The 22778-nt window shown below is 67.4% G+C and carries 18 protein-coding genes; 6 read left to right on the forward strand and 12 right to left on the reverse strand.

What is annotated here, in order from left to right:
• Positions 1-16: 16 nt before the first annotated feature.
• The 3 genes from FRZ44_RS05525 to FRZ44_RS05535 form a co-directional block, all read right to left on the reverse strand.
• Positions 17-928, reverse strand: coding sequence for an ABC transporter permease subunit (locus tag FRZ44_RS05525; protein ID WP_151176237.1), 912 nt, complete (start codon positions 926-928; stop codon positions 17-19).
• Entirely contained in the window at positions 925-1935 is a 1011-nt protein-coding gene (locus FRZ44_RS05530) for an ABC transporter permease subunit (RefSeq protein WP_151176238.1), read from the reverse strand. Before FRZ44_RS05530 ends, FRZ44_RS05525 begins: the two co-directional genes overlap by 4 nt.
• Positions 1936-2034: 99 nt before the next feature.
• Positions 2035-3627: an ABC transporter substrate-binding protein gene (locus FRZ44_RS05535; RefSeq protein ID WP_151176239.1), complete on the reverse strand. Its 1593-nt coding sequence runs from the start codon at positions 3625-3627 to the stop codon at positions 2035-2037.
• A 230-nt stretch (positions 3628-3857) separates the two neighbouring features.
• Here FRZ44_RS05535 and FRZ44_RS05540 point away from each other — a divergent pair, with 230 nt between their 5' ends.
• A complete protein-coding gene (locus tag FRZ44_RS05540; protein ID WP_191908432.1) occupies positions 3858-4373 on the forward strand; it encodes a thioesterase family protein in 516 nt (171 codons plus the stop codon).
• 16 nt (positions 4374-4389) lie between these two features.
• On the opposite strand, the gene FRZ44_RS05545 is transcribed toward FRZ44_RS05540, so the two are convergent.
• Positions 4390-5532: a succinylglutamate desuccinylase/aspartoacylase family protein gene (locus FRZ44_RS05545; protein WP_151176241.1), complete on the reverse strand. Its 1143-nt coding sequence runs from the start codon at positions 5530-5532 to the stop codon at positions 4390-4392.
• A gap of 56 nt (positions 5533-5588) precedes the next feature.
• Here FRZ44_RS05545 and FRZ44_RS26970 point away from each other — a divergent pair, with 56 nt between their 5' ends.
• The 4 genes from FRZ44_RS26970 (at position 5589) to FRZ44_RS05560 (ending at position 9849) form a co-directional block, all read left to right on the forward strand.
• Positions 5589-5765 carry a hypothetical protein gene (locus tag FRZ44_RS26970; protein WP_191908433.1) on the forward strand — a complete coding sequence of 59 codons (177 nt, stop codon included), beginning with the start codon at positions 5589-5591 and terminating at the stop codon, positions 5763-5765.
• A gap of 48 nt (positions 5766-5813) precedes the next feature.
• On the forward strand, positions 5814-6473 hold the full coding sequence (locus FRZ44_RS05550; protein ID WP_151176242.1) for a dimethylsulfonioproprionate lyase family protein: 660 nt from the start codon (positions 5814-5816) through the stop codon (positions 6471-6473).
• A 77-nt stretch (positions 6474-6550) separates the two neighbouring features.
• Positions 6551-8893 carry an ATP-dependent helicase gene (locus tag FRZ44_RS05555; protein WP_151176243.1) on the forward strand — a complete coding sequence of 781 codons (2343 nt, stop codon included), beginning with the start codon at positions 6551-6553 and terminating at the stop codon, positions 8891-8893.
• An 8-nt stretch (positions 8894-8901) separates the two neighbouring features.
• Positions 8902-9849 (forward strand): 50S ribosomal protein L11 methyltransferase, encoded by a 948-nt coding sequence (locus tag FRZ44_RS05560; protein WP_151176244.1) that lies wholly within the window; start codon positions 8902-8904, stop codon positions 9847-9849.
• Here the strand turns inward: FRZ44_RS05560 and FRZ44_RS05565 are convergent.
• Positions 9836-10222: a hypothetical protein gene (locus tag FRZ44_RS05565; protein ID WP_151176245.1), complete on the reverse strand. Its 387-nt coding sequence runs from the start codon at positions 10220-10222 to the stop codon at positions 9836-9838. The two genes, FRZ44_RS05560 and FRZ44_RS05565, sit on opposite strands and share 14 nt — an antisense overlap.
• A gap of 196 nt (positions 10223-10418) precedes the next feature.
• Positions 10419-11078, reverse strand: a complete 660-nt coding sequence (locus FRZ44_RS05570; RefSeq protein WP_191908434.1) for a DUF1127 domain-containing protein — start codon at positions 11076-11078, stop codon at positions 10419-10421.
• A gap of 308 nt (positions 11079-11386) precedes the next feature.
• On the opposite strand from FRZ44_RS05570, the gene FRZ44_RS05575 reads away from it, so the two are divergent.
• Positions 11387-13354, forward strand: coding sequence for an aminopeptidase P family protein (locus tag FRZ44_RS05575; protein ID WP_318526388.1), 1968 nt, complete (start codon positions 11387-11389; stop codon positions 13352-13354).
• 111 nt (positions 13355-13465) lie between these two features.
• Here the strand turns inward: FRZ44_RS05575 and ligA are convergent, their stop codons facing one another.
• The 6 genes from ligA to ftsA form a co-directional block, all read right to left on the reverse strand.
• A complete protein-coding gene (gene ligA / locus FRZ44_RS05580) occupies positions 13466-15637 on the reverse strand; it encodes an NAD-dependent DNA ligase LigA (RefSeq protein WP_151176249.1) in 2172 nt (723 codons plus the stop codon).
• Positions 15638-15650: 13 nt separating this feature from the next.
• Positions 15651-17315 carry a DNA repair protein RecN gene (gene recN / locus FRZ44_RS05585; protein ID WP_151176251.1) on the reverse strand — a complete coding sequence of 555 codons (1665 nt, stop codon included), beginning with the start codon at positions 17313-17315 and terminating at the stop codon, positions 15651-15653.
• 7 nt (positions 17316-17322) lie between these two features.
• Positions 17323-18135, reverse strand: coding sequence for an outer membrane protein assembly factor BamD (locus tag FRZ44_RS05590; RefSeq protein WP_151176252.1), 813 nt, complete (start codon positions 18133-18135; stop codon positions 17323-17325).
• Positions 18136-18340: 205 nt separating this feature from the next.
• Positions 18341-19276 (reverse strand): UDP-3-O-acyl-N-acetylglucosamine deacetylase, encoded by a 936-nt coding sequence (lpxC, locus tag FRZ44_RS05595; RefSeq protein WP_151176254.1) that lies wholly within the window; start codon positions 19274-19276, stop codon positions 18341-18343.
• Positions 19277-19482: 206 nt separating this feature from the next.
• A complete protein-coding gene (gene ftsZ, locus FRZ44_RS05600) occupies positions 19483-21381 on the reverse strand; it encodes a cell division protein FtsZ (protein ID WP_151176255.1) in 1899 nt (632 codons plus the stop codon).
• A gap of 93 nt (positions 21382-21474) precedes the next feature.
• A complete protein-coding gene (ftsA, locus tag FRZ44_RS05605) occupies positions 21475-22725 on the reverse strand; it encodes a cell division protein FtsA (protein WP_225308560.1) in 1251 nt (416 codons plus the stop codon).
• Positions 22726-22778: the final 53 nt, after the last annotated feature.

The following is a 22778-nucleotide window of genomic DNA, read 5'->3' on the forward strand; positions in this document are numbered from 1 at the left end:
GCGGCGGTCCCGATCCTCAGCGCTTGAGCTTGGGGTCGAGGGCGTCCCTGAGGCCGTCACCCAGCAGGTTGAAGGCCAGCACCGTGATCAGGATCGCGAGGCCCGGGAAGGTGACCGCCCAATAGGCGCGCTCGATGTATTGCCGTGCATCGGCCAGCATGGTGCCCCATTCCGGGGTCGGCGGCTGGGCGCCCAAGCCGAGGAAGCCGAGCGCCGCGGCGTCCAGGATGGCCGAGGAGATGCCGAGGGTCGATTGCACGATCAACGGCGCCAGGCAGTTCGGCAGCACGGTCTTGAACATGAGGCGGAGCGTGCCGGCGCCGGCGACCCGCGAGGCGACGACATAGTCCTTGGTCAATTCGGTCAGGACCGCGGCGCGGGTGAGGCGCGCATAATGCGGGATGTTGGTGACGGCAACGGCGATCATGGCGTTGCCGAGGCCGGCGCCCAGCAGCACGACGATGACGATCGCCAAGAGCAGGCTGGGCAACGCCAGGATGATGTCCATGAGGCGCATGATCATCGTATCGGCGGTGCCGCGGTAGAAACCCGCGACGAGGCCGAGCAGCACGCCGACCGTGAGCGAGAGCGTGACGACGATGCAGCCGATCAGCAGCGAATACTGCGCGCCGTAGATGATGCGGGAGAGCACGCAGCGACCGAGCCCGTCGGTCCCCAAGGGAAACTGCCAGAGCCCGCCTTGTTCCCAGAACGGCGGCAGCAGGCTGCGGTCCACGTCCTGGGCGATCGGGTTGTTGGGCGCGATCCAGTGCGCGAAGATCGCGAACAGGATCAAGAGCACGATGACGCCGAGCGCCACCATCGCGCCCTTGTTGGCGCGAAGCGACAGCCAGACTTCTCGGCGCGGGGTCAGGAGCTCGACTTCGCTGGCGGGGGTCTCGACGACGGGAGCGACTGTCTCGGTCATTGGCGCCCCCGGATGCGCGGGTTCAAGAGGCCGTAAATCAGGTCGACCGAGAGGTTGACCAGGATGACGAAGCCGGCGATCAGCAGCACGCCGCCCTGCACCGCCGGATAGTCGCGCTGATAGATCGAATTCACCAGCCAGGAGCCGACCCCCGGCCAGGAGAAGATGTTCTCGGTCAGGATCGCGCCGCCCATCAGGGTGCCGACCTGGAGGCCGATCACGGTGACGACGGGAATGAGCGCATTGCGGAGTGCGTGGATGCCGACCACGCGAAACCGGCTCAAGCCCTTGGCGCGCGCGGTGCGGACATAGTCCTCGCCCAGCACCTCCAGCATCGACGAGCGGGTCATCCGCGCGATGACCGCGAGCGGGATCGTGCCGAGCACGATCGAGGGCAGGATCAGATGGCTGACCGCCGAGATGAAGGCACCGCTCTGGTCCGACATCAGCGAGTCGTAGAGCATGAAGTTGGTGCCCTCGTCGAAATAGTAGTCGAGGGAGATCCGCCCGGAAACCGGAGTCCAGTGGAGATGGACCGAGAACAGCAGGATCAGCAGCAGGCCCCACCAGAAGATCGGCATCGAATAGCCGGTCAAGGCGGTGCCCATCAGCGCGTGATCGTAGACCGAGCCGCGCTTCTCGGCGGCGAGCACGCCGGCCGGGATCGCGATCACGACGGCGAACACCATGGCGCAGATCGCAAGCTCGAGGGTTGCCGGGAACAGCGCGAAGAAGTCCTCGAGCACCGGGTTCTTGGTGACGATCGACTTGCCGAAATCACCCTGCAGCACGTGCCGGATGTAGTCGAGGAACTGCACATAGAGCGGGCGGTCGAGGCCGATCTGACGCAGCATCTCGGCATGCCGGGCGGGATCGATCACCTTCTCGCCGAGCAGCATCTGGATCGGATCGCCGGGGATCGCATGGATCAGCGCGAAGGCCAACAGCGCCGCCCCGAAGAAGGTCGGGATGATCAGCAGCACTCGCCGCGTGACGAAACGGATCATCGATCGATCATCGAGCAACCATGGGGGATGCGGTCGCCGGAAAAAAGTCGCACCGGCGGGGGGCGCCCCCGCCGGTGCTGGGTCCGAGAACCGGCGTCCTTAATTCAACGAGACGCCTTCGAAGTTGTGGAAGCCCAAGGGATCCATGACGTAGCCCTGGACCTTCTTGTTCATCGGCATGTAGACCACCGAGTGCACGATCGGCACGACCGGTGCTTCGTCATGCAGCAGCTGCTCGGCCTTGTCGTAGATCTCGGTCCGCTTGGCCTGGTCCGAGGTCTCCTTGGCCTGCTTCAGCATGGCGTCGTAGTCGTTGTTGCACCACTTCTCGTTGTTCTGACCCGGCGCCTGGCCGGTGCCGTTGCAGCCGTGCAGGTAGAGGAAGTTGTCGGGATCGCCGATGTCGCCGGTCCAGCCGATCTGGGCCATCGGCGCCTCGCCGTTGTGCAGGCGCTTGAGGTATTCGCCCCAGTCGAAGGTGACGAGATTGACCTTGATGCCGACCTTGGCCAGATCGGCCTGCATCAGCTCGCCCATCTTCTTGCCGTCGAGGTTATAGGGGCGCGAGACCGGCTGGTACCAGAGGTCGGTCGTGAGATCCGTCACGCCGGCGGCTTCCAGCATCTGCTTGGCCTTGGCGGGATCGTAGGGATAGGCCTCGACCTTGTCGTTGTAGCCCCAGATGGTCGGCGGCAGCAGGTTCTTCGCGGCCACGGCGCCGCCCATATACTCGGCCTTGATGATCGCCTCTTTGTTGATCGCCATGTTGATCGCCTTTCGGACGTCGACGTTGTCGAACGGCTTCATGGTGGCGTTCATGGTGAGATAGGCGATGTTGAGGCCCGGAGCCTCCATCACGTTGAGCTTCGAATCTGCCTTCAGCGCTTCGACGTCGGCGGCCGCCGGGTACGGCATGATATCGCATTCACCGGCCATCAGCTTGGCCTTGCGGACCGCCGGGTCCTTGGTGATGGCGAACACCAGGTCGTCGATCTTCTGCTTGCCGCGCCAGTAGTCGGGGTTCGCCTTGTAGCGGATCACCGCGTCCTTCTTGTAATCGACGAAGGTGAAGGGCCCGGTGCCGACCGGCAACTGGTCGATCTGTTCCTTCTTGTTCTCCGCGGCGAGCTTGTCGGCGTATTCCTTGGAGAGGATCGAGGCCCACTCCATCGCGATCTCGGAGATGAACGGCGCCTCCGGATGGGTGAGCGTGATCTTCACCGTCATGTCGTCGACCTTCTCGACCCTCTTGATGGTGTCGGGCATGCCCATGCCCTCGAAGTAGGCGTAGGAGCCGCCACTGACGTCGTGATAGGGGTTCGCCTTGTCGAGCATGCGGTTGAAGCTGAACACCACGTCGTCGGCATTGAGCGCGCGGGTCGGCTTGAAGAACTTCGTGGTCTGGAACTTGACGCCCGGCCGCAGATGGAAGGTGTAGGCCAGGCCGTCATCCGAAACCTCGTACTTCTCGGCGAGCGCCGGCATCGGATCGGTGGTGCCGAACTTGATCTCGATCAGGCGGTTGAAGACCGGGCGCACCACGTCGAGCGTGGTGCCGGAATCATAGAGCTGCGGCCCGAAGCCCTCAGGGCTGCCTTCCGAGCAATAGACCAGGGTCTTTGCTTCGGCCGCGACAGTAAAGCTGGCGATCATCGCCAACGCCGCGACGGCTCCCAAAAGTTGACGTTTCATAGAGATTGACCTCCCCGAAAGTGATTGCGGCGGCCGTTCCGAGACACTGGTTCCCGGACGACCGCCTTGGCCGCGACCCTAGGCGGCCCCAATCGGCATTGTCAATGTGGCACCGGGCTTCGCAGCCCCGTGATCACAGCATCCGATTGCATCGCGCCGATGTTTCCAATGTTTCAGAGCAGCGCGGTAACAGCTTGACCGGCTTTGCTCTTTCGCTATGGTGCCGCGCCATGCGCGACGAGCTTCCCCCGATCGAATCTCCCTTTCTGGTCGAAGGACTGAAGGTCCTGCCGGCCTGGATCGACAGTAATGGCCACTTCAACATCGCCTATTACTTACATTGCTTCGACCTGGCGTTCGACCGGGTCTATGAACGTTTCGGATTCGAACATGGAATGATCAAGACGCAGCAGGCCTCGACCTTCGCCGCCGAGCTGCATCTGAGCTTCAAGCGCGAGCTGTTCGAGGGCGCGCCGCTGCGGATCGCCACCCAGCTGATCGATGCCGATCCCCGACGCTGCTCTTTCGTCCAGGCCATGTACCATGCGGACGAGGGATATCTGGCCGCTACTGTAGAATGGCTGATCCTCTATATCGATATGAACCAGCGGAAGGTCGCGGTCATGCCGGCGACGCTGCAGGCGCATCTGGCCCGCGTGCTGGAGGCCCATCGCGCGATCCCGCTGCCGGCGCCGGTTGGGCGCGGCATCTCGATCCCCCGGCGCCCGCCCTCGGGGCCGACCTGATCGCCGCGTCGCGGGCTCAGTCTTCCAGCAGGTAACCCTGGCGCGAGGCCAGAGGCTCGGTGCCGACGATCTTGCCGATCGAATTGCCCGGCCGGACCATCTTGTGCTGCCGGCGCGTCATGAGGAATCCGTCGGTCCCGGCGGCAAGCGACAGGCGCTGTTGGGACGGGTCTTCCGCCAGCGGATTCAGGATCTCGGCAATCACATCGCCCTTGGCGACCTTGGCACCCAGGGCCCGGCGATAGCAGACGATTCCGGCGACAGGCGAGCGCAGCACCTCGGTCGCGTCCAGGCTCGTGGCATCGCAGAGGGGCTTCGGCAAGGGCCCCGGATCGCCCGCGATCAGGCCGCGCCGTTGCAGGAAGCGGAACAGGGCTTGCGCGTCCGGCCGGTTGATCTCGTCGCCCGTGTCCGCCTGTCCACGATACTCGATGGTCGCGGCGAGACAGGCGGGCGGCACGGGTGTCTCGGGCCCCACTGCCGCCGCCAGCCGCGTCCAGGGCGTGCTGAAGGTCTCGTCGAAGGAATGGCCGCCGGAGTCCGCCGCCAGCAGGGTCGCGCGGCTGCCGATCTCGGCCGAGAGGTCGCGTGCCTCGGGCCAGTGCTGCGGGATCAGATAGAGATGCATCAGCGCTTCGTCGTCGCAATGCATGTCCAGCACGATATCGGCGTCGACGGCAAGGCGGGTCAGGGCGCCGCGCAGGCTCGAGAACTCGTTGCCGGGCTGGAGCTCGCCGGCGATCTCGCGCAGAGCGGAGCGAACGGCGTCGATGTTCCGTGCCGGATCGCGCCCAAGCTTGCCGGCGACACGCGTCGGCAGGGTTGGATAAAGGTCGGGCCAGCTGCGATTGAAGTTGCCGCCGCCGGAGGCTTCGTGGCGCCCGAGCAGGTGATCGTTCAGGCTCTGGGACAGGCCGATCGGATTGGCGACCGGCACCAGGATGATCTCGCCGGCGATGGCGCCTTCGGCGTCGGCCTCGTCGAGCAATTTCATGAGATGATGGGCGACGAGCATGGCCGGGGTTTCGTCGGCATGGATCGAGGCCTGCAGATAGGCCTTGGGCCGCGCCCCCGGCCGGCCATAGCGATGCGCCAGCAGGTGACGCTGGGTGCCGGGGCTGGGCGACACCAGGGCGATGCGTTCGGTGGTCTTGGTCATGGAACAGGGTCCCTGATTCCGTGGAACCGCAGAGGGCGTGCGGCGTTGGAGATGGCGTGGGCGCCAATCCGGCGAACGCCGTGGCGGCCATGTTGGAATCCATCGTTATCATATCCGGCGCGGAATCGACACCGGCCGCGGCAACAGCGGGCCTCGGGGGCAAGAACGGGAAAGGTGACGTCGATGTGATGACGGTGCCGGACATTCTCATGGTCTCTTTGGAAGGCCGATAGAATCCCTCCCTTGCCAGATCGCACCTCGCCGCCTAATTCACAGATAAGATGCAGAAACCAGAATCGCGCCGCTCTCCCGTAACCCAGGATGCCTTCGACGCCCTCGTGGCGGCCTTGCGGTCCCGGCTGCATCAGGGCAGCGATTTTCCGATCGACGCCTGTGAGCGTTTCGAGGCCGGCCTCGCGGGGCTCCACGGGCCCGTCCAGATTCCCGATGGCGGCGCCCACCCCGAATTCCCCCTGGCCGTGCTGAAGACGCTGCCCGAGGCGCTCGAGGCCGCGCGGGAAGGCGTGCCCGATCTGGCCGAGCCGCTGTCGAAGATGGCGCCCGCTTTGCGCTGGACCCAGAGCTATCGCGATCGACCGCCCTCCAGCGATTTCCTGGACCGCTACGGCTACGCGCAGTTCGTCGGTCCCGCCAATGTGCCGAGCCTGATGGTCAGCGATCGACTCGCCTTCGGCGTGCTGCTTCTGGCACCGGGCACGCTCTATCCGGCCCATGCGCATCCCGCGGAGGAGCTCTATGTGCCGCTGGCGCCGGCGCGCTGGCTGCGCGGCGAGGAGAAATGGCGCGAGCGGCAGGCGGGCGATCTCGTGCATCACGCTTCGGGCATGGTCCATGCGACCGAAGCCGGGACGGCGCCCTTGCTGTCGCTCTATCTCTGGCTCGGCGATCTCGCGACGGGCGCCAGGATCCTCCCCTCCTGAGCGGATTCGGGGCTGCGGGGAGCCCTCGCGAAAACGCATAAATCGAGCCCGGCGGGCATGCTATAAGCCCGTCCGTGATGACTTCCGACAGCGATTCTCCCTCCTTCGAGCCGCGCTCGGCGCCTGGCGCCGGCCGTGAGCCGCTCTATCTATCGGCGCTCAACGAGACCCAGCGCGAGGCGGTCGAGGCGCTCGACGGCCCCGTGCTGGTGCTGGCGGGCGCGGGCACCGGCAAGACGCGGGTGCTGACGACGCGGCTCGCCCATCTCCTCAACACCGGCAAGGCCGGTCCGGGCGATCTTCTCGCCGTCACCTTCACCAACAAGGCGGCGCGCGAGATGAAGGACCGCGTCGCGGCCCTGGTTCACCGCACGGTCGAAGGCTGGTGGCTGGGCACCTTCCACGCCCTGGCCGCGCGCATTCTGCGCAGCCATGCCGAGGTGGTGGGGCTCAAGCCGAACTTCACCATCCTCGACAGCGACGACCAGCTGCGCCTGATGAAGCAGATCGTGCAGGCGGCCGACATCGACGACAAGAAATGGCCGCCGCGCGCGGTGCTGCATCAGGTCGAGCGCTGGAAGGATCGGGGTCTCGGGCCCGACAAGATCGGCGTGGCCGAAGCCGGCGATTTCGCCGAAGGCAAGGGGCCCGAGATCTATCGTGCCTATCAGGAGCGCCTCAAGACCCTGAACGCCGCCGATTTCGGCGACCTGCTCCTGCATAATCTGACGATCTTTCTCACGCGCCCCGAAATCCTCGAACGCTATCAGCAGCGCTTCCGCTACATCCTGGTGGACGAGTATCAGGACACCAACGTCTCGCAATATCTCTGGCTGCGGCTGCTGGCGCAGAAATATCGCAACATCTGCTGTGTCGGCGACGACGACCAGTCGATCTATGGCTGGCGCGGTGCGGAGGTCGGCAACATCCTGCGGTTCGAGGAGGATTTCCCCGGGGCCCGAATCGTCCGGCTCGAACGCAACTACCGCTCGACCCAGCATATCCTACGCGCGGCTTCGGGCCTGATCGCGCATAACGAAGGCCGGCTCGGCAAGACGCTCTGGACCGAGGACGATCCCGGCGAGAAGGTGCTGCTGCGCGGCCTTTGGGACGGCGAGGCCGAGGCGCGCTACATCTCCGACGAGATCGAGGCGATCGAGCGGCGCGGCGGCTCGCTCGGCCAGATCGCGATCCTGGTGCGCGCCGGCTATCAGATGCGCGAGTTCGAAGAGCGCTTCATGACCGCGGGCGTGCCCTATCGCGTCGTCGGGGGGCCACGCTTCTACGAGCGCCAGGAAATCCGCGACGCGCTCGCCTATCTGCGCCTGGTGCATCAGCCGGCCGACGATCTTGCCTTCGAGCGCGTGGTCAATCTCCCGCGCCGGGGCATCGGCGACAGCACGCTGCAATTGCTGCATCGCTTCGCGCGCGCCAACGACATGCCGCTGACCGAGGCGGCGCTGCGGCTGGTCGGCAGCGACGAGCTCAAGCCGGCCGCCAAGCGCGCGCTCGGCCGGTTCATGGAGGATCTCGACCGCTGGCGCGGCTTCGCGCGCGATCTGTCCCATACCGAGCTGGCCGAGCGGCTGCTCGACGAATCCGGCTATACCGCGATGTGGCAGAACGACCGCTCGCCCGACGCCGCCGGGCGCCTCGAGAACCTCAAGGAGCTGGTCGTCGCCATGGCCGAGTTCGAGACCCTCGGCGGCTTCCTCGAACATGTCAGCCTCGTGATGGAGAACGCCGCGACCGATTCGCTCGAGAAGGTCACGCTCATGACGCTGCACAGCGCCAAGGGCCTGGAGTTCGACCATGTGTTCCTGCCGGGCTGGGAGGAGGGCGTGTTCCCGCATCAGCGGGCCCTCGACGAGACCGGCCTCTCCGGGCTCGAGGAGGAGCGGCGGCTCGCCTATGTCGGGCTGACCCGGGCGCGCAAGCGCGCCTGGGTCTCCTATGCCGCCAACCGGCGAATCCATAACCAGTGGCAGAGCCTGATCCCCTCGCGCTTCGTGGACGAGTTGCCCAAGGACGCGATCGACCGGGTCGTCGATCCCGGTCTCTACGGCGCCGGTCGTGGCGGCGAGGAGACGGACGAATGGTCGCGCGGCCGGCTCGGCGAGAGCGGCGGACGCGAATTCGGACGTTTCTTCTCGGGCGGGAATGCGGGGCGCTCGACCGTCGCGCGGTTCGGCTCCCGGCGCGATGCCTTCGCGCGCGAACGCTCGCCGCGGCTGATCGAATCCGCGTCCTCGTCGCGCTCCTCGGGCGCCTTCGGCGTCGGCGACCGGGTGTTCCATCTGAAATTCGGCTACGGCAAGGTGACCGTCGCCGAGGGCGACAAGCTCGAGATTCAGTTCGACAAGGCCGGCACCAAACGCGTCATGGCGAGCTTCGTCCTGCCCGCCGACCAGGCGGGCTGATCCCGGGCATGGCGAAGCGCGCCGGTTCCGGGGCCGCTGCCGCGGGCACGCCTCTCTGGCAATTCCGCATCGAGCTGCCGGCGCGGGATGGCGCGGCGATCGAGGCGCTGGAGGAGGCGCTGGAACCCAGCGCCGTGGCGCTGTTGCGCTTCGAACGCGCCAAGGGCAAGCGCTGGCGCGTCGACGCCCTCTTCGCCGCCCGGCCCGAGCGCAAGGCGCTGGCTTCCCTGCTGCGGTCCCTGGGATTGGAGAAGCGCGCCTGGCAGCTCGATCGCCTGCCCGACCGCGACTGGGTGGCCGAGAGCCAGGCGAGGCTGCCGGCGCTCAAGGTGGGACGCTTCTTCGTTCACGGCTCGCATCATCGGGGCGCCATCCCGCGCGGCAAGCTGGCGCTCGAGATCGACGCCGGCATCGCCTTCGGCACCGGCCGCCATCAGACCACCCGCGGCTGTCTCGAGCTGATCGAGCGGCTCGCGGCGACGCCGCCCGCGCGGCCGCTCGATCTCGGTTGCGGCACCGGGATCCTGGCGCTGGCCATGGCGAAGCTCTGGGGCGTGGCCGTGATCGCGGCCGACAACGATCCGGACGCGGTGACGGTGACCCGTGAAAACGCCGAACGGAATAGATTGCGGGATCTGATCCGGCCGTTGCGCAGCGAAGGTTACACGGCCGCCGCGGTGAAACGGGCGGGACCCTTCGACCTCATCGTCGCCAATATCCTGGCGCGACCCTTGATCGAGATGGCGCCCGATCTCGCGCGCCATCTCATGCCGGGCGGGCGGGCGATCCTGTCAGGGCTGTTGATCGAGCAGGAGAACGAGGTTCTGGCCGCGCATCGCGCGCTGGGGCTGCGCTGCGAGGCGCGCCAGCATCATGGCGACTGGTCGGCGCTGTTGCTGCGCAAGCCCCGAGCGAGGGCCGCGGTGCCCCGCAGCCGTCGGGTCAGAGGTCGTTAGGATTGCCCGGGAGAACCGATCCGGTGCCGACGACGCTGCCGTCGAGGATCAGTTGGAAATTATGGCCGTCGCGGCCGAACCGCCAGCAGCGCGCCTGCGTCTCCTCGGCGCCGGTCAGGCACAGGGCATTATCCTTGATCGTCCAGGTGCCCTTGTAGTCGGCGCCGTGGATCGTGCCGTTCTTGTTGTAGTAGTAGGCGAAGCTGCCGGCTTTGGAGGTCTCGCCGGTCAAGGTATTGCCGATGATGAGACCGCGAATCTCCGAGCCCATCAGGACCTCTTGGATCCCTTTCGGCGAGGCCCAGCCGGTGGCCGGGATCGCGAACGCCAATGCCGTCATGCCCATCATCAAGGCCGAACGAAGCCGCGTCATCACACGCCCCCACAACAGAATTTCTTGTTTTGCGGCGGGAGTCACATCGCACAGCGGTTGGCTTGGGCCCTACCGGTGAAGCTCCCCGAGCCGTAAGTTAAAAAAACATTAAGGCAAAACAAAGACGACGGCTCGAGGATCGAGCCGTCGTCCTGTTTTAGCCAATATTGTCAGCGACTTGGTCGCCGACGGGAGGTCAGGCGGCGCGGGGCGCCGAGCTGTCGTTGGCGTTCGCCGCGGGACGGACCGAGCGGATCGCCAGCTCCTCGGCGACCCAGTCGATATCGCCACGCGCGATGCCGATATCGGCCAGCATGTGATTGTCGAGCTGGCCCAGCTCCTTGGCGGCGGCCCGGTAGCGGTTCCACACGCGAATGGTGGAGACCTCTTCCGCGTCGTTCGACCAGGCCGGCGCGTCGCCGGTCAGGGTCTTCGCGACCGCCGGGATCTCGTCCCGGGTCAGGCCGATGTCGCGGAGCATGCGATCGTCGAGCGCCATCAGGTTATGATAGGCGCGACGACGGCGGGCGAGACGGGCCACCGGGCGAACCACGAGATCCTGGACCAGCGACTGGATTTCCTGGAACAGGGTCCCGTCGATCGGGGCATAGGCCTGAGCGGTCAGCTCGGCCACGCGCTCGCTGTCGCCGCGGGTCAGGCCGACATCGGCCAGCATCCGCTCGTTCAGCACCCCGAGCTCCTGCAGCACCTGGTGCTTCCGGGCCGCGTGCCGCCAGCGAGTGACCAGCGAACGGCCGAAGGCAGCAATGCGAGCAAAGCCATCGACAGAAGCGACAGAGGCCGGCATCGTCGCGCGGCTGTCCGTCGCCAGTTCCATATCCATCAAGCGAGTCATTTTCGAGATCCGATCATCTTTCCTGGGCGCTATTGCCCTGCGCTTACGGTGGCAAATATAGGAAGAAGCTTCAGGTTTAGGCAGCGGTTTTGCTGCATTGCAGTAATGCCTTGAGCGCATACATTGACACATTATTGACGATTTTTGCATATCACGTTAACGAATGAGGAAATCTTGCGGCAGCCGCAAGACGCTCTTATGACCGATCCCGAATGGCAGGAGAACCGAGTGTGAATCAGCCCCTCCAATCCCCCCGTTATGAGGGCGATGCCGCCATGGCGGCGCTCCTGAAATTGTCGGGATCCCGTTTGGATATCAATAAGCTGCGCCATCTGGTCGCGGGCGTCGTCTCGGCGCCCCGGAGCGAGCGGCCGAAGGACTGGATGACGCTGGTCGCGCCCTCTCCCGATGCGGCGCTGGAGCGCCAGCTTGTCGCTTTGGAAGAGGAAATAGCCGCCGGGCGGCCAGTCGAGCTGGCGGCCCGTGGCGCCGACCGCGGTCTGCGTCTTGCTGCACTGCGAAAAGAACTGGTCCGGCAGAATCTGAACGGCTTCCTGGTGCCCCGGGCCGACGAGTTTCAGGGCGAGTATGTCCCACCCCGGGCCGACCGGCTGGCCTGGCTCACCGGCTTTACCGGCTCGGCCGGCCTGGCGCTGGCCCTGGCCGATCGGGCGGCGGTCTTCATCGACGGTCGCTACACGCTCCAGGTCCGCGACGAGGTCGATGGCGCCCTTTACGAATATCGGCACATCACCGACGAGCCGGCCGACGCCTGGCTGAGCCAGCATTTCCCCACGGGCGGGCGGCTCGGCTATGACCCCTGGCTGCACACGGCCGACGGGCTGATCTCGATCCGCGAGGCGGTCGAACGGCGCGGCGGGCAGCTCGTGGCCTGCGAGCGCAACCCCGTCGATGCGGTCTGGACCGACCAGCCCGCGCCGCCGATCGCACCGGTGGTGGTCCATCCGATCCAATATTCCGGCCGCGAGGCGGCCGACAAGCGGGCCGCGATCGGGGCCGAGCTGGAAAAGGCCGGGATCGACGCCGCCGTCATCAGCCAGCCGGCCTCGATCGCCTGGCTGCTCAATGTGCGCGGCGCCGATGTGCCGCGCACGCCATTGCCGCTGGGTTTCGCGCTGGCCCATCGCGACGGCACGGTCGAGCTCTTCATGGAGCCTCTGAAGCTGGCGCCAGGCCTCGAGGCGCATCTCGGCAATGGCGTGTCGGTGTCGCCGCCCGCTGAATTCGGACGCGCCCTCGAGCGGCTCGGGAACGAGCATCGCCGCATCCTGATCGATCGCAGTTCCGCTGCGCTCTGGATCGTCGAGAAATTGAAGACATCCGGCGCCTCGACGGTGATGGGCGAGGACCCTTGCGCGCTCCCGAAGGCCTGCAAGAACGACACCGAGCTCGCGGGAATGCGCAATGCCCATCGGCGCGACGGCGTCGCGGTCACGCGCTTCCTGGCCTGGCTCGATATCAATGCCGCGAAGGGCGAGGTCGACGAGCTCATCGCCGTCGAGAAGCTGGCGCAGTTCCGGCGCATGGGCGAGCTGTTCCGCGATTTCAGCTTCGACACCATCTCGGGCGCCGGACCCAACGGCGCCATCGTCCATTACCGCTCGAGCCCGCGGACCAATCGCAAGCTCCAGGCCGGCGAGCTGTTCCTGCTCGATTCCGGCGCGCAATATCTCGACGGCACCACCGACATCACCCGCACCATCGCGATCGGCACGCCGAGCCCCGAGATGCGCGACCGTTTCACCCGCGTGCTCAAGGGGCATATTGCGTTGGGAGCGGCGAAGTTTCCACGCGGCACCTCGGGCAGCCAGCTCGATGCGCTGGCGCGCCGCGCGCTCTGGGAGGTCGGGCTCGATTACGATCACGGCACCGGCCATGGCGTCGGCAGCTATCTCGCCGTGCATGAGGGGCCGCACCGCATCTCGAAGGTGCCCAACCGCGTGGCGTTGCTGCCGGGAATGATCGTCTCGAACGAGCCCGGCTACTACAAGACCGGCGCCTACGGCATCCGCGTCGAGAATCTGGTCGCGGTCCGGTCCGAGCCGGCGTCCGAAGGCGGTCTCCCGATGCTCTCTTTCGAGACGATTACGCTGGCGCCGATCGATCGCCGGCTGGTCGAGACCAAGATCATGACCGCGGACGAGATCGCCTGGCTCGACGCCTATCACCAGCGCGTGCGCGAGAGCCTGACGCCGCTCTTGGACGCGCCGACGGCAACCTGGCTCGCGCAGGCGACGCGGCCGGTGGGGGCGTAATCACTCCATGATCATCCCCGCGAAAGCGGGGACCCAACTCTCAGCCAACACCGCTGGATCGACATGGGCCCCCGAAACCAAACACTTTCGCGGGGGTGACGGTGGAGCGCTTCACCCGCCGATGAGCTTGATCCAGTCCTGCTCGCTCAGCGTCTTCACGCCGAGCTCGGCGGCCTTCTTGGCCTTGGAGCCGGCGTCGGCGCCGACGATCACATAGTCGGTCTTGCTGGAGACCGAGCCCGCGACCTTGGCGCCGAGGGATTCGGCCTTGGCCTTGGCCTCGTTGCGGCCCATGGTCTCGAGCGTGCCGGTGAAGACCACGGTCTTGCCGGCGACGGGCGAGTTGCCGATCTTGGGTGCCTTGAAGGGCGGGACCTCGATCTCCCGCTCCAGATCCTTCAGCACCTCGCGGTTATGCGGTTCGGCGAAGAAATCGACGATGTCGTTGGCGACTGAAGGGCCGATGCCTTCGATCGCGTCGAGATCGCCGATGGCGGGGCTGAGGCTGCCGGCGAGGCGCCAGACATCGAGAGGCAGATCCTCGGTCGATTGCTTCATCGCCTGTTTCAGGCCCTGGCTCGCCTCGATCATCGCGTCGCGCCAGGCGGCCAGCGTCTCGTAGTGGCGCGCCAGCAGCTTGGCGGTCTGCTCGCCCACCTGGCGGATGCCGAGCGCATAGATGAAGCGGTCGAGCGGCAACCGGCGGCGCGCCTCGATCGCATCCAGGAGCTTCTTGACCGACTGCTCGCCCCAGCCTTCGCGCGCGACCAGCTCGTCGCGGTGATTCGTCAGGCGATAGATGTCGCCCGGCGTCTTGAGCCAGCCTTCGTCCCAGAAGGCCTGGATATGCTTCTCGCCGAGCCCCTCGATATCGGCAGCCCCGCGGCTCACGAAATGGCGCAGCCGCTCGACCGCCTGGGCCGGGCAGATCAGCCCGCCGGTGCAGCGCCGCACCGCCTCGTCGATTTCGCGGATCGCGAGGCTGTGGCAGACGGGGCACTTGGTGGGAAACTTATAGGCTTTGGAATCGCGCGGGCGGCGCTTCTTGATCACCTCGACGATCTGCGGGATCACGTCGCCGGCGCGCTGCACCACGACCCAGTCGCCTTCGCGGATATCCTTGCGCTCGATCTCGTCCTCGTTATGCAAGGTCGCGCGCGACACCACCACGCCGCCGACCGTGATCGGCTCGAGCTCGGCCACCGGTGTCAGCGCGCCGGTGCGGCCGACCTGGATGGTGATGGCGTTGAGCCGCGTCTCCGCCCGCTCGGCGGGGAACTTGTGCGCCAGCGCCCAGCGCGGGGCGCGGCCGACGAAGCCCAGCCGCTGCTGCCAGTCGCGGCGGTCCACCTTGTAGACGACGCCGTCGATGTCGTAATCGAGCTTGGCGCGCTGCGCGCCGATCTTCTCGTAGAAGGCCAGCAGCGCCTTCTCGTCCTCGCAGCGCTTGACCAGCGGATTGACGGTGAAGCCCCATTCCTTGAGGCGCTCGAGGAAATCCCAGTGGGTCTTGCAATCGTCGATGGCGCCGCTGGTCTCCCCCTCGGCATAGGCGAAGAAGCGCAAGGGGCGGCTCGCGGTGATGGCGGGATCGAGCTGGCGCACGCTGCCGGCGGCGGCGTTGCGCGGATTGGCGAAGACCGCTTCGCCGTCGGCCTCGCGCGTCTTGTTGAGCTGCCGGAAATCGGCGTGGCGCATATAGACTTCGCCGCGCACCTCGATGAGCTTGCCCTGATGGCGGCCGTGAAGCTGCTTGGGCAGATCGGCGATGGTGGCGAGGTTGCGGGTGATGTCCTCGCCCACGCTGCCGTCGCCGCGCGTGGCGCCCTGGACGAAACGGCCGTTCTCGTAGGTGAGGGCCGCGGAAAGCCCGTCGATCTTGGGCTCGGCCACCATCTCGATATCGCTGTCGTCCGGCAGCTTGAGGAAGCGGCGGATGCGGCCGAGGAAATCGGTGACGTCTTCCGTGCTGAAGCCGTTGTCGAGCGAGAGCATCGGCCGGCTGTGCGTGACCTTGGCGAATCCGCTGGCCGGCGCCGCGCCGACGCGCGCGGAAGGGCTGTCGAGGCGTTTGAGGCCGGGAAAGCGCGCTTCGATCGCCTTGTTGCGGTTGACGAGCGCGTCATAGGCGGCGTCCGAGATCTCGGGCGCGTCCTTCTGATGGTAGAGCTTGTCGTGATGGGCGATCTCGGCCGCCAACCGCGCCAGCTCCTTCTCGGCCTGCGCCTCGGTCAGCTCGTCGACGCGGAGGGCCGCGATCGTCGCGGCGGGTTTCTTCGTCATGACGGCGTCCTGTTCATGCGGTGCCCGCCATCAGGCGGTCGGCGGCGGCGCGCGCCTCGTCCGTGACCTTGGCGCCGGAGAGCATGCGCGCGATCTCCTCGCGCCGGCCGGCGGCGTCGAGCGGCTCGACCTCGGTGCGCGGGCTCTTGCCCAGGCTCTTGCGCACGCGCCAGTGATGGACGCCCAGGGCCGCGACCTGCGGCGAATGGGTGACGACGATGACTTGCAGATCGTCGGAGAGGCGCTTCAGCCTGGCGCCGACGGCGGCGGCCGTGGCGCCGCCCACGCCAGCGTCGACCTCGTCGAAGATCAGCGTGGAAACGGGATCGCTCCCGGCCAGCACGACGCGCAGGGCCAGCATCAGGCGCGAGAGCTCGCCACCCGAGGCGACCTTGCCCAGCGGGCCGGGCTCGGCACCGGGCATGGTCGCGATCTCGAAATGCACCCGCTCCGTGCCGCTCGGTCCCCATTGCGTCTCCGGCAGCAGTTCCAGCCGGGTGCGGAACGACGCCTTGTCGAGCTTGAGCGGGGCCAGCTCGGCATTGATGCGGCGGTCGAGCTTGCGCGCGGCCTCGGCCCGGTCCTTGGCCAGGGCCTCGGCGGATTTCCGATAGGCGGCGGCCGCGTCGGCCTCGCGCCGACCCAGCTCCGCCAGACCGCCCGACTGGTCGTCGAGCGCCTCGAGCTGGGCCTGCATCTCCACGAGCAAGGCGGGCAGCGCCTCCACGGCGCGGTTATGCTTGCGGGCCTGCTCGCGCAGGGCGAAGAGCCTTTCTTCGACCTTCTCGAGCCGGCTGGGATCGGCGTCGAGGGCGGCGGCCACGCTGTGGAGCGCATGAACCGCCTCGGCCAGCTCGCTGGCCGCGCGATCGAGCGCCGCCATCACCGGCTGCAAAGCTTCGCCCGCCTTGTCGGCGATGCGGTCGAGCCGGCGCTGAGCCTGGGCCAGTCGTTCATCGGCGCTGCCATCGCCGCTGACGGCGGCGAGCGCGGCCGAAAGGGCTTCGCCCAGCTTCTCGCGGTTCATCAGCAGGCTGCGCTCGTTGGCGAGCGTGGTCTCCTCGCCGGCTTCGGGGGCCAGCGCATCCAGCTCCTTCACGGCATGGCGCAGATAGTCTTCGTCGCGCCGTGCCGCCGCCAGCCTGGCCTCGGCGGCCTCGCGCGCGGCCTTGGCGCCCTGCCATTCCTGCCAATGGGAGGCCGCATGGCGCGCGGCGGCGCGCAGGCCGCCGAAGGAATCCAGCAGGTCGCGATGGGTGGCCGAATCCATGAGGCCCGACTGGCTCGCCTGGCTCGCGATCTCCACCAGCGTTTCGCCCAGCCGCTTGAGCAGGCCGACGCTGACCGGTTCGTCGTTCACGAAGGCCCGGCTGCGGCCGTCGCGGCCGAGCTGGCGGCGAAGGATGAGCGCCGGCTCGACGGCGAGGCCCTGCTCGGACAGCAGCGCGTTGGCGGGATGGGAGGCGGGGAGATCGAATTCGGCGGTGACGCTGGCCTGCTCCGCACCGGGGCGCAGCAAGCCGGCATCGGCGCGCTCGCCCAGCGCCAGCCCCAGCGAATCCAGGAGGATCGATTTGCCGGCGCCGGTCTCGCCGGTCAGCACCGAGAGGCCCGGCGCAAAGGAAAGGTCGAGCCGGTCGATCAGAACGACATCGCGGATGGCGAGGCCGATCAGCATCCGCGGATCAGAAGATGTTGTTGAGCCAGGAGCCTTCTTTGCGCATCGGCTCGAGGTCGTGACTGGTCAGGAGCGCATAGGAGTCCTGGTACCAGTCCGTGCCGGGAAAGTTGTAGCCGAGCACGGCACCGGCATTCTGGGCTTCATCCATGACGCCGAGCGAGAGATAGCATTCGACCAGCCGCGACAGCGCTTCGGGCACATGGGTCGTGGTCTGGAAGCGCTCGATGACGGTGCGGTAGCGGTTGATCGCGGCGACCCACAGGCCCCGCGTCTCGTAATAGCGGCCGATCTCCATCTCCTTGCCGGCGAGATGGTCGCGCGTCAGGTCGAGCTTCAGCGAGGCATCGCGCGCATAGTCGGTGTTGGGGAAGCGCGCCACCACTTCGGCCAGGCTCTGCAAGGCGAGCTCGGTGTTCTTCTGGTCGCGGCCGACGTCGACGATCTGCTCGTAATAGCAGAGCGCCTTCAGGTAATAGGCATAGGGCGCGTTGCGGTGGCCGGGATGCAGATCGATGAAATGCTCGAGCCCGATGATCGCGTCGTCATACTCGTTGTTGACGTAATGCGCATAGGCCGACATGAGCTGCGCCTGGGTCGCCCAGGTCGAGTAGGGATGCTGACGTTCGACCTCGTCGAACATCGCCGCGGCTTTCTTGAACTCCCCGGTCTGGATCAGGTCGTAGCCCTGGTTGTAGAGCACCTCGGGCGGCTGATCGGGAATCTTGGGCGTGTCGGAGCCGCAGGCGCTGAGCGCGAGGCCAGCCAGGAGCACGAGTGCGGCCAGGGCGGGCCGGCGGAGAAGGAACTGGGACGGCATCGGTTCTTGCTTTGCCTCGACACATTCAAGTCGCTGGCCTGGCTGATAAATTCACGCTCGGCCCAGGCGGGCGCCGGGCCCGACTATAGGGCCCCGGCCTCAGCCCCTCAAGCGCCGGTGCGCAACCGGCCTCAGCCCCGGGCGCCAAGGCTCGAACAGCGCAAAAAATGGCGGAAGGCGGCCCTTGTGCGGGAGGTCGGCGGCGCTATTCGGCCGCCGAAACCTGAATCGGCAGGTCTTCGCGAATCGGAGCCCAGGCCCAGGCCTCGGAGTCGGCGAAGAGCGCGGCGAGGAGCCGATGATGCAGCTTATGGCCGGACCGCCGGCCCTCGAAGCGCGCCAGCAGCGGCCCGCCGGCCAGGGCCAGATCGCCGATCACGTCGAGCGCCTTGTGCCGGGCCAGTTCGTTGGGATAGCGCAGGCCGCCCTGATTCAGGACCTTTCCCTCCGACACCACCACCGCATTGTCGAGCGAGGCGCCCTGGGCGAGGCCCGCCGCGCGAAGCGCTTCGGCATCGGCGAGGAAACCATAGGTGCGGGCCCGGGCGATCTCGGCGCGGAAGGCGTCCGCCGTGACCCGGGCGCTGTAGCTCTGGCGCGTGAGCTCGCAGGTGCCGTAATCGACCTCGATCTCGACGCTGAATTCGGTGGCCGGATGGAGCGCCACGCGGCGCTGGGAGTCCTCCACCACCACGGATTTGAGGAGCGCGATCGCGCGGCGGGGGGCCGGTTGCTCGACCATGCCGGCGCATTCGATCAGGAACAGGAAGGGGGCGGCACTCCCATCCATGATCGGGAGCTCGGGGGCGTCGATCGCGATCTCGGCATTGTCGATGCCGCAACCGGCGAGCGCCGCCATCACATGCTCGACGGTCGCGACCTGCGTGCCGGCATCGTTGCTGAGCGCCGTGCAGAGCGGCAGGTCGCAGACCTGGCGCCAATCGGCGGGAATGATCGCCCTGTCGCCGCTGAGGTCGGTGCGGAGGAAGCGGATGCCGCTGCCGGCGGGGGCGGCGTGGATGCTCATGCGCACCGCGCGTCCGCTGTGCAAGCCGATGCCCGAACAGGAGACGCTGTTACGCAACGTCCGCTGGCGTGCGAATCCAGCGAATTCGGTAGGGCCGGCGATGCTGTCGGGCATTGGGGGGAGGCTGTTCCCTGAAGCGATCTGGAAAGATCTCGGAAACCAGCTCCGCTTTGCGCGTCGGGCTAGCGGCTCTGATTCGACTGCCAGCCTAGAGGAAGAAAGAGCCCCGGTGCCATCGAAAAGGCGATGGCACCGGGGGAAAAGCTGTGGCACCCGTGTCCGAAGTCAATCAATCCCGTGGCGAAAATCCGGCCAAGGGGTCAGTTGGCTTGCCGACGCAGGAAGGCCGGGATTTCGAAGAACTCTTCCTCGGCGCGTGTCGAGGCGATGCGGTCCTTCGGATCCAGTCCCGCCAGCCGCTGCTGCGCTTCGGCAGCCTGCGGCGCGGCGGGGGTTGTGGCGGCACGAGGCGGTGCAACCGGCTGCGGCGCCGGCTGAGTGGGCATGGTCGGTGCCTGCAGGCGCGGTGCCGGTGCGGCCGGAGCCGCCGTCGGCGCCGGCGCGGATGCCGGCTCTGCTTTGGGTGCCCGACCAAACAAACCACCGCTGCCGGTCACGCGCGCGAAGAGGTTCGATCCGCGACGCGGCGCTTCGGGAGCGGTGGGCGTGGGGCTCGGCCGGGCCGCGGGAGCGGTCATGGCCGGAGCCGCCATCGTCGGTGCCGCCGGGGCCGTCATGGCCGGCGGAGTCATGGTGGGCATGGGTGCCCGCGGCGCCGGCATCGACGCCCGTTCGACCGGGGGCGGCGCGATGAAGGGCCGTTCCTCGGCATGGCGGGGCGCCGTCATCGGTGCCATCGCCGTCGGTGCCGGCATCGGCGCCGGCGTTGCGACGGTCGGCGAAGGCGTGGCCGCCAGATTGTAGGCGAGCGACATGCCCGCATCGCTCTGGGGCTGGCTGGCGGTCGCGGGTGCCGTCATGGCGGGCGCCGTCATCGCCGGGGCCGACATGGCCATGGCGGGACGCGGTGCCGTCATGGCCGGTGCCGGCTGAGTCTCCATCGCCATCGCCAGCGCGCCGGAGGTGGAGGGCTGTGCGCTCATGGCAGCGGCCGGCGGGGCCTCGACCATGTCGCGGCGTTCGGCCCGCAGGACCGACGGCGCCTCGGCCGGCTGATGGGCCGGCGTGCTGACGACGCGGCCACCGGCCGCGACGAGGCTGAGGCTGACCGGACGCGGCATGACCTGGCCCGCGGCTTCTATGCCGGTGGCCACGACGGAGATGCGGATCTTGCCGGTGAGGTTCTGGTCGAAGGTCGAGCCGAAGATGATGTTCGCTTCGGGATCGACTTCCTCGCGGATCCGGGTCGCGGCCTCGTCCACCTCGAACAGGGTCATGTCGGGGCCGCCGGTGATGTTGATGAGAACGCCGCGGGCGCCCTTCATCGACACATCGTCGAGCAGCGGGTTCGACACCGCCCGTTCGGCGGCGGTCACGGCCCGGCCTTCGCCTTCGGCCTCGCCGGTCCCCATCATCGCCTTGCCCATCTCGGTCATGACCGAGCGGATGTCGGCGAAGTCGAGATTGATCAGGCCCGGCATCACCATCAGGTCGGTGACGCCGCGCACGCCCGAATAGAGCACCTGGTCGGCCATCGCGAAGGCGTCGGCGAAGGTGGTCTTCTCGGTCGCGATCCGGAACAGGTTCTGGTTCGGGATGATGATCAGCGTGTCGACATATTGCTGCAGTTCCTGGATGCCGCTGTCGGCCAGACGCATCCGGTGCAGGCCTTCGAAGTGGAACGGCTTGGTGACCACGCCGACCGTCAGGATGCCGTGCTCGCGCGCGGCGCGGGCGACGACGGGAGCGGCCCCGGTGCCGGTGCCCCCGCCCATGCCGGCGGTGATGAACACCATGTTCGAGCCGGCCAGTTCCTCGATCACGCTATCGATCGATTCCTCGGCGGCGGCGCGGCCGATATCGGGGCGCGAGCCGGCGCCCAGACCCTGGGTGATGCCGTGGCCGAGCTGGATGCGTCGCGCGCATTGCGATTGCGCGATCGCCTGGGCGTCGGTGTTGGCGATGATGAATTCGACCCCCTCGAGATTCGAGCGGATCATGTTGCTGACGGCATTGCCGCCGGCTCCGCCCACACCGATGACGGTGATGCGCGGCTTAATCTCATGCGGGTTGTGTGGCAGAGACAGGTTCAAAGTCATTTACGGCCTCCATTCATGACACGGGTGTGTCGGCGCCGGTTGATCCGGCGCCGGTTATGCCGGGCCTTGCCAGGGGCCCGGTATGGGGTGAAATCAGAAATTGACACGGAGCCAGTTGCCCAGCCGGCCGATGAAGCCGGCGGCCTCTCCTTGTTGGGATTGATGACGGCCTTCGGTGCGCGGCAGTCGGTGGTAGGCCTGCTGCGCATAGACAAGAAGTCCGGCGGCGGTGGCGAAGGCGGGACCGCCCGTCGCTTCGGCCAGGCCGGCGATGCGGATCGGGCGCCCCATGCGCACCTGCTTGTCGAGCACGGCCGAGGCCAGCTCGCGCAGGCCCGCCAGCTGCGAGGCACCGCCGGTGAGCACGACGCGACGGCCGGCGATCTTGTCGAAGCCGCTCTGCTCCAGGCGTTGGCGCACCAGCTCGAAGGTCTCCTCGAGGCGCGGCTGGATGATGCCGACCAGCATCGAGCGGGCGATGGTGTTGCCCTCGACCGCGTCCTCCTCGCCGACCAGCGGAACCGTGATCATCTCCCGCTCGTCGGAGGGCGAGAGCATGCAATTGCCGTAGAGCGTCTTGAGGCGCTCGGCATGGGCCAGCGGCGTCGAGAGACCGCGCGCGATGTCGTTGGTCACATGGGCACCGCCGACCGGGACGATGTCGGTATAGACGACGTTGCCGTCGAAGAAGACCGAGATGGTGGTGGCGCCGCCGCCCATGTCGATCACGGTCACGCCGAGATCGCGCTCGTCGTCGACCAGCGAGGCGAGGCCGGCCGCGTAGGGGGAGACCACCAGGGCGCCGATCTCGAGATGGCAGCGGGCGATGCAGCTCGTCAGGTTGCGCACGGCGCCGGCCTGCGCCGTCACCACATGCATGTCGACACCGAGGCGCTCGCCGAACATGCCGCGCGGATCACGGATGCCGCTGCTGCCGTCGATCGAGTAGCGGATCGGGATCGAATGGATCAGCCGGCGCTCGCCATGGGCGTCGAGCATGCCGCCCTGCTCCAGCACGCGGCGCAGATCGCCGTCGCCGATCTCGTGGCCGGCGATCTGGACCTCGACGCCGACCGTCTGCGAGGCGGGATAGCCGCCCGAGAGATTGACGATGACCTCGTGGATGGTCTCGCCGGCCATCTCCTCGGCGGCGTGGACCGCGCTCAGGATGACCGCCTCGGCCTGCTCCATATCGACGATGGCGCCGCTGCGCACGCCGCGCGACACCTGATGGCCGATGCCGGTCACGCGCGGGCGGCCGTCTTCCTCCAGCCGTGCGATGAAGCAGCAGATCTTGCTGGTCCCGACGTCGAGCGCGGCGACCGTGCCGCTGCGCGATGCCATTCTTGGCTTCCTCATTCCCAACGCCCCTGTCTTTCGCTGCCTGCCGGCCCGGC

The sequence above is a fragment of the Hypericibacter terrae genome (genome assembly GCF_008728855.1).
Taxonomy (GTDB): Bacteria; Pseudomonadota; Alphaproteobacteria; order Dongiales; family Dongiaceae; genus Hypericibacter; species Hypericibacter terrae.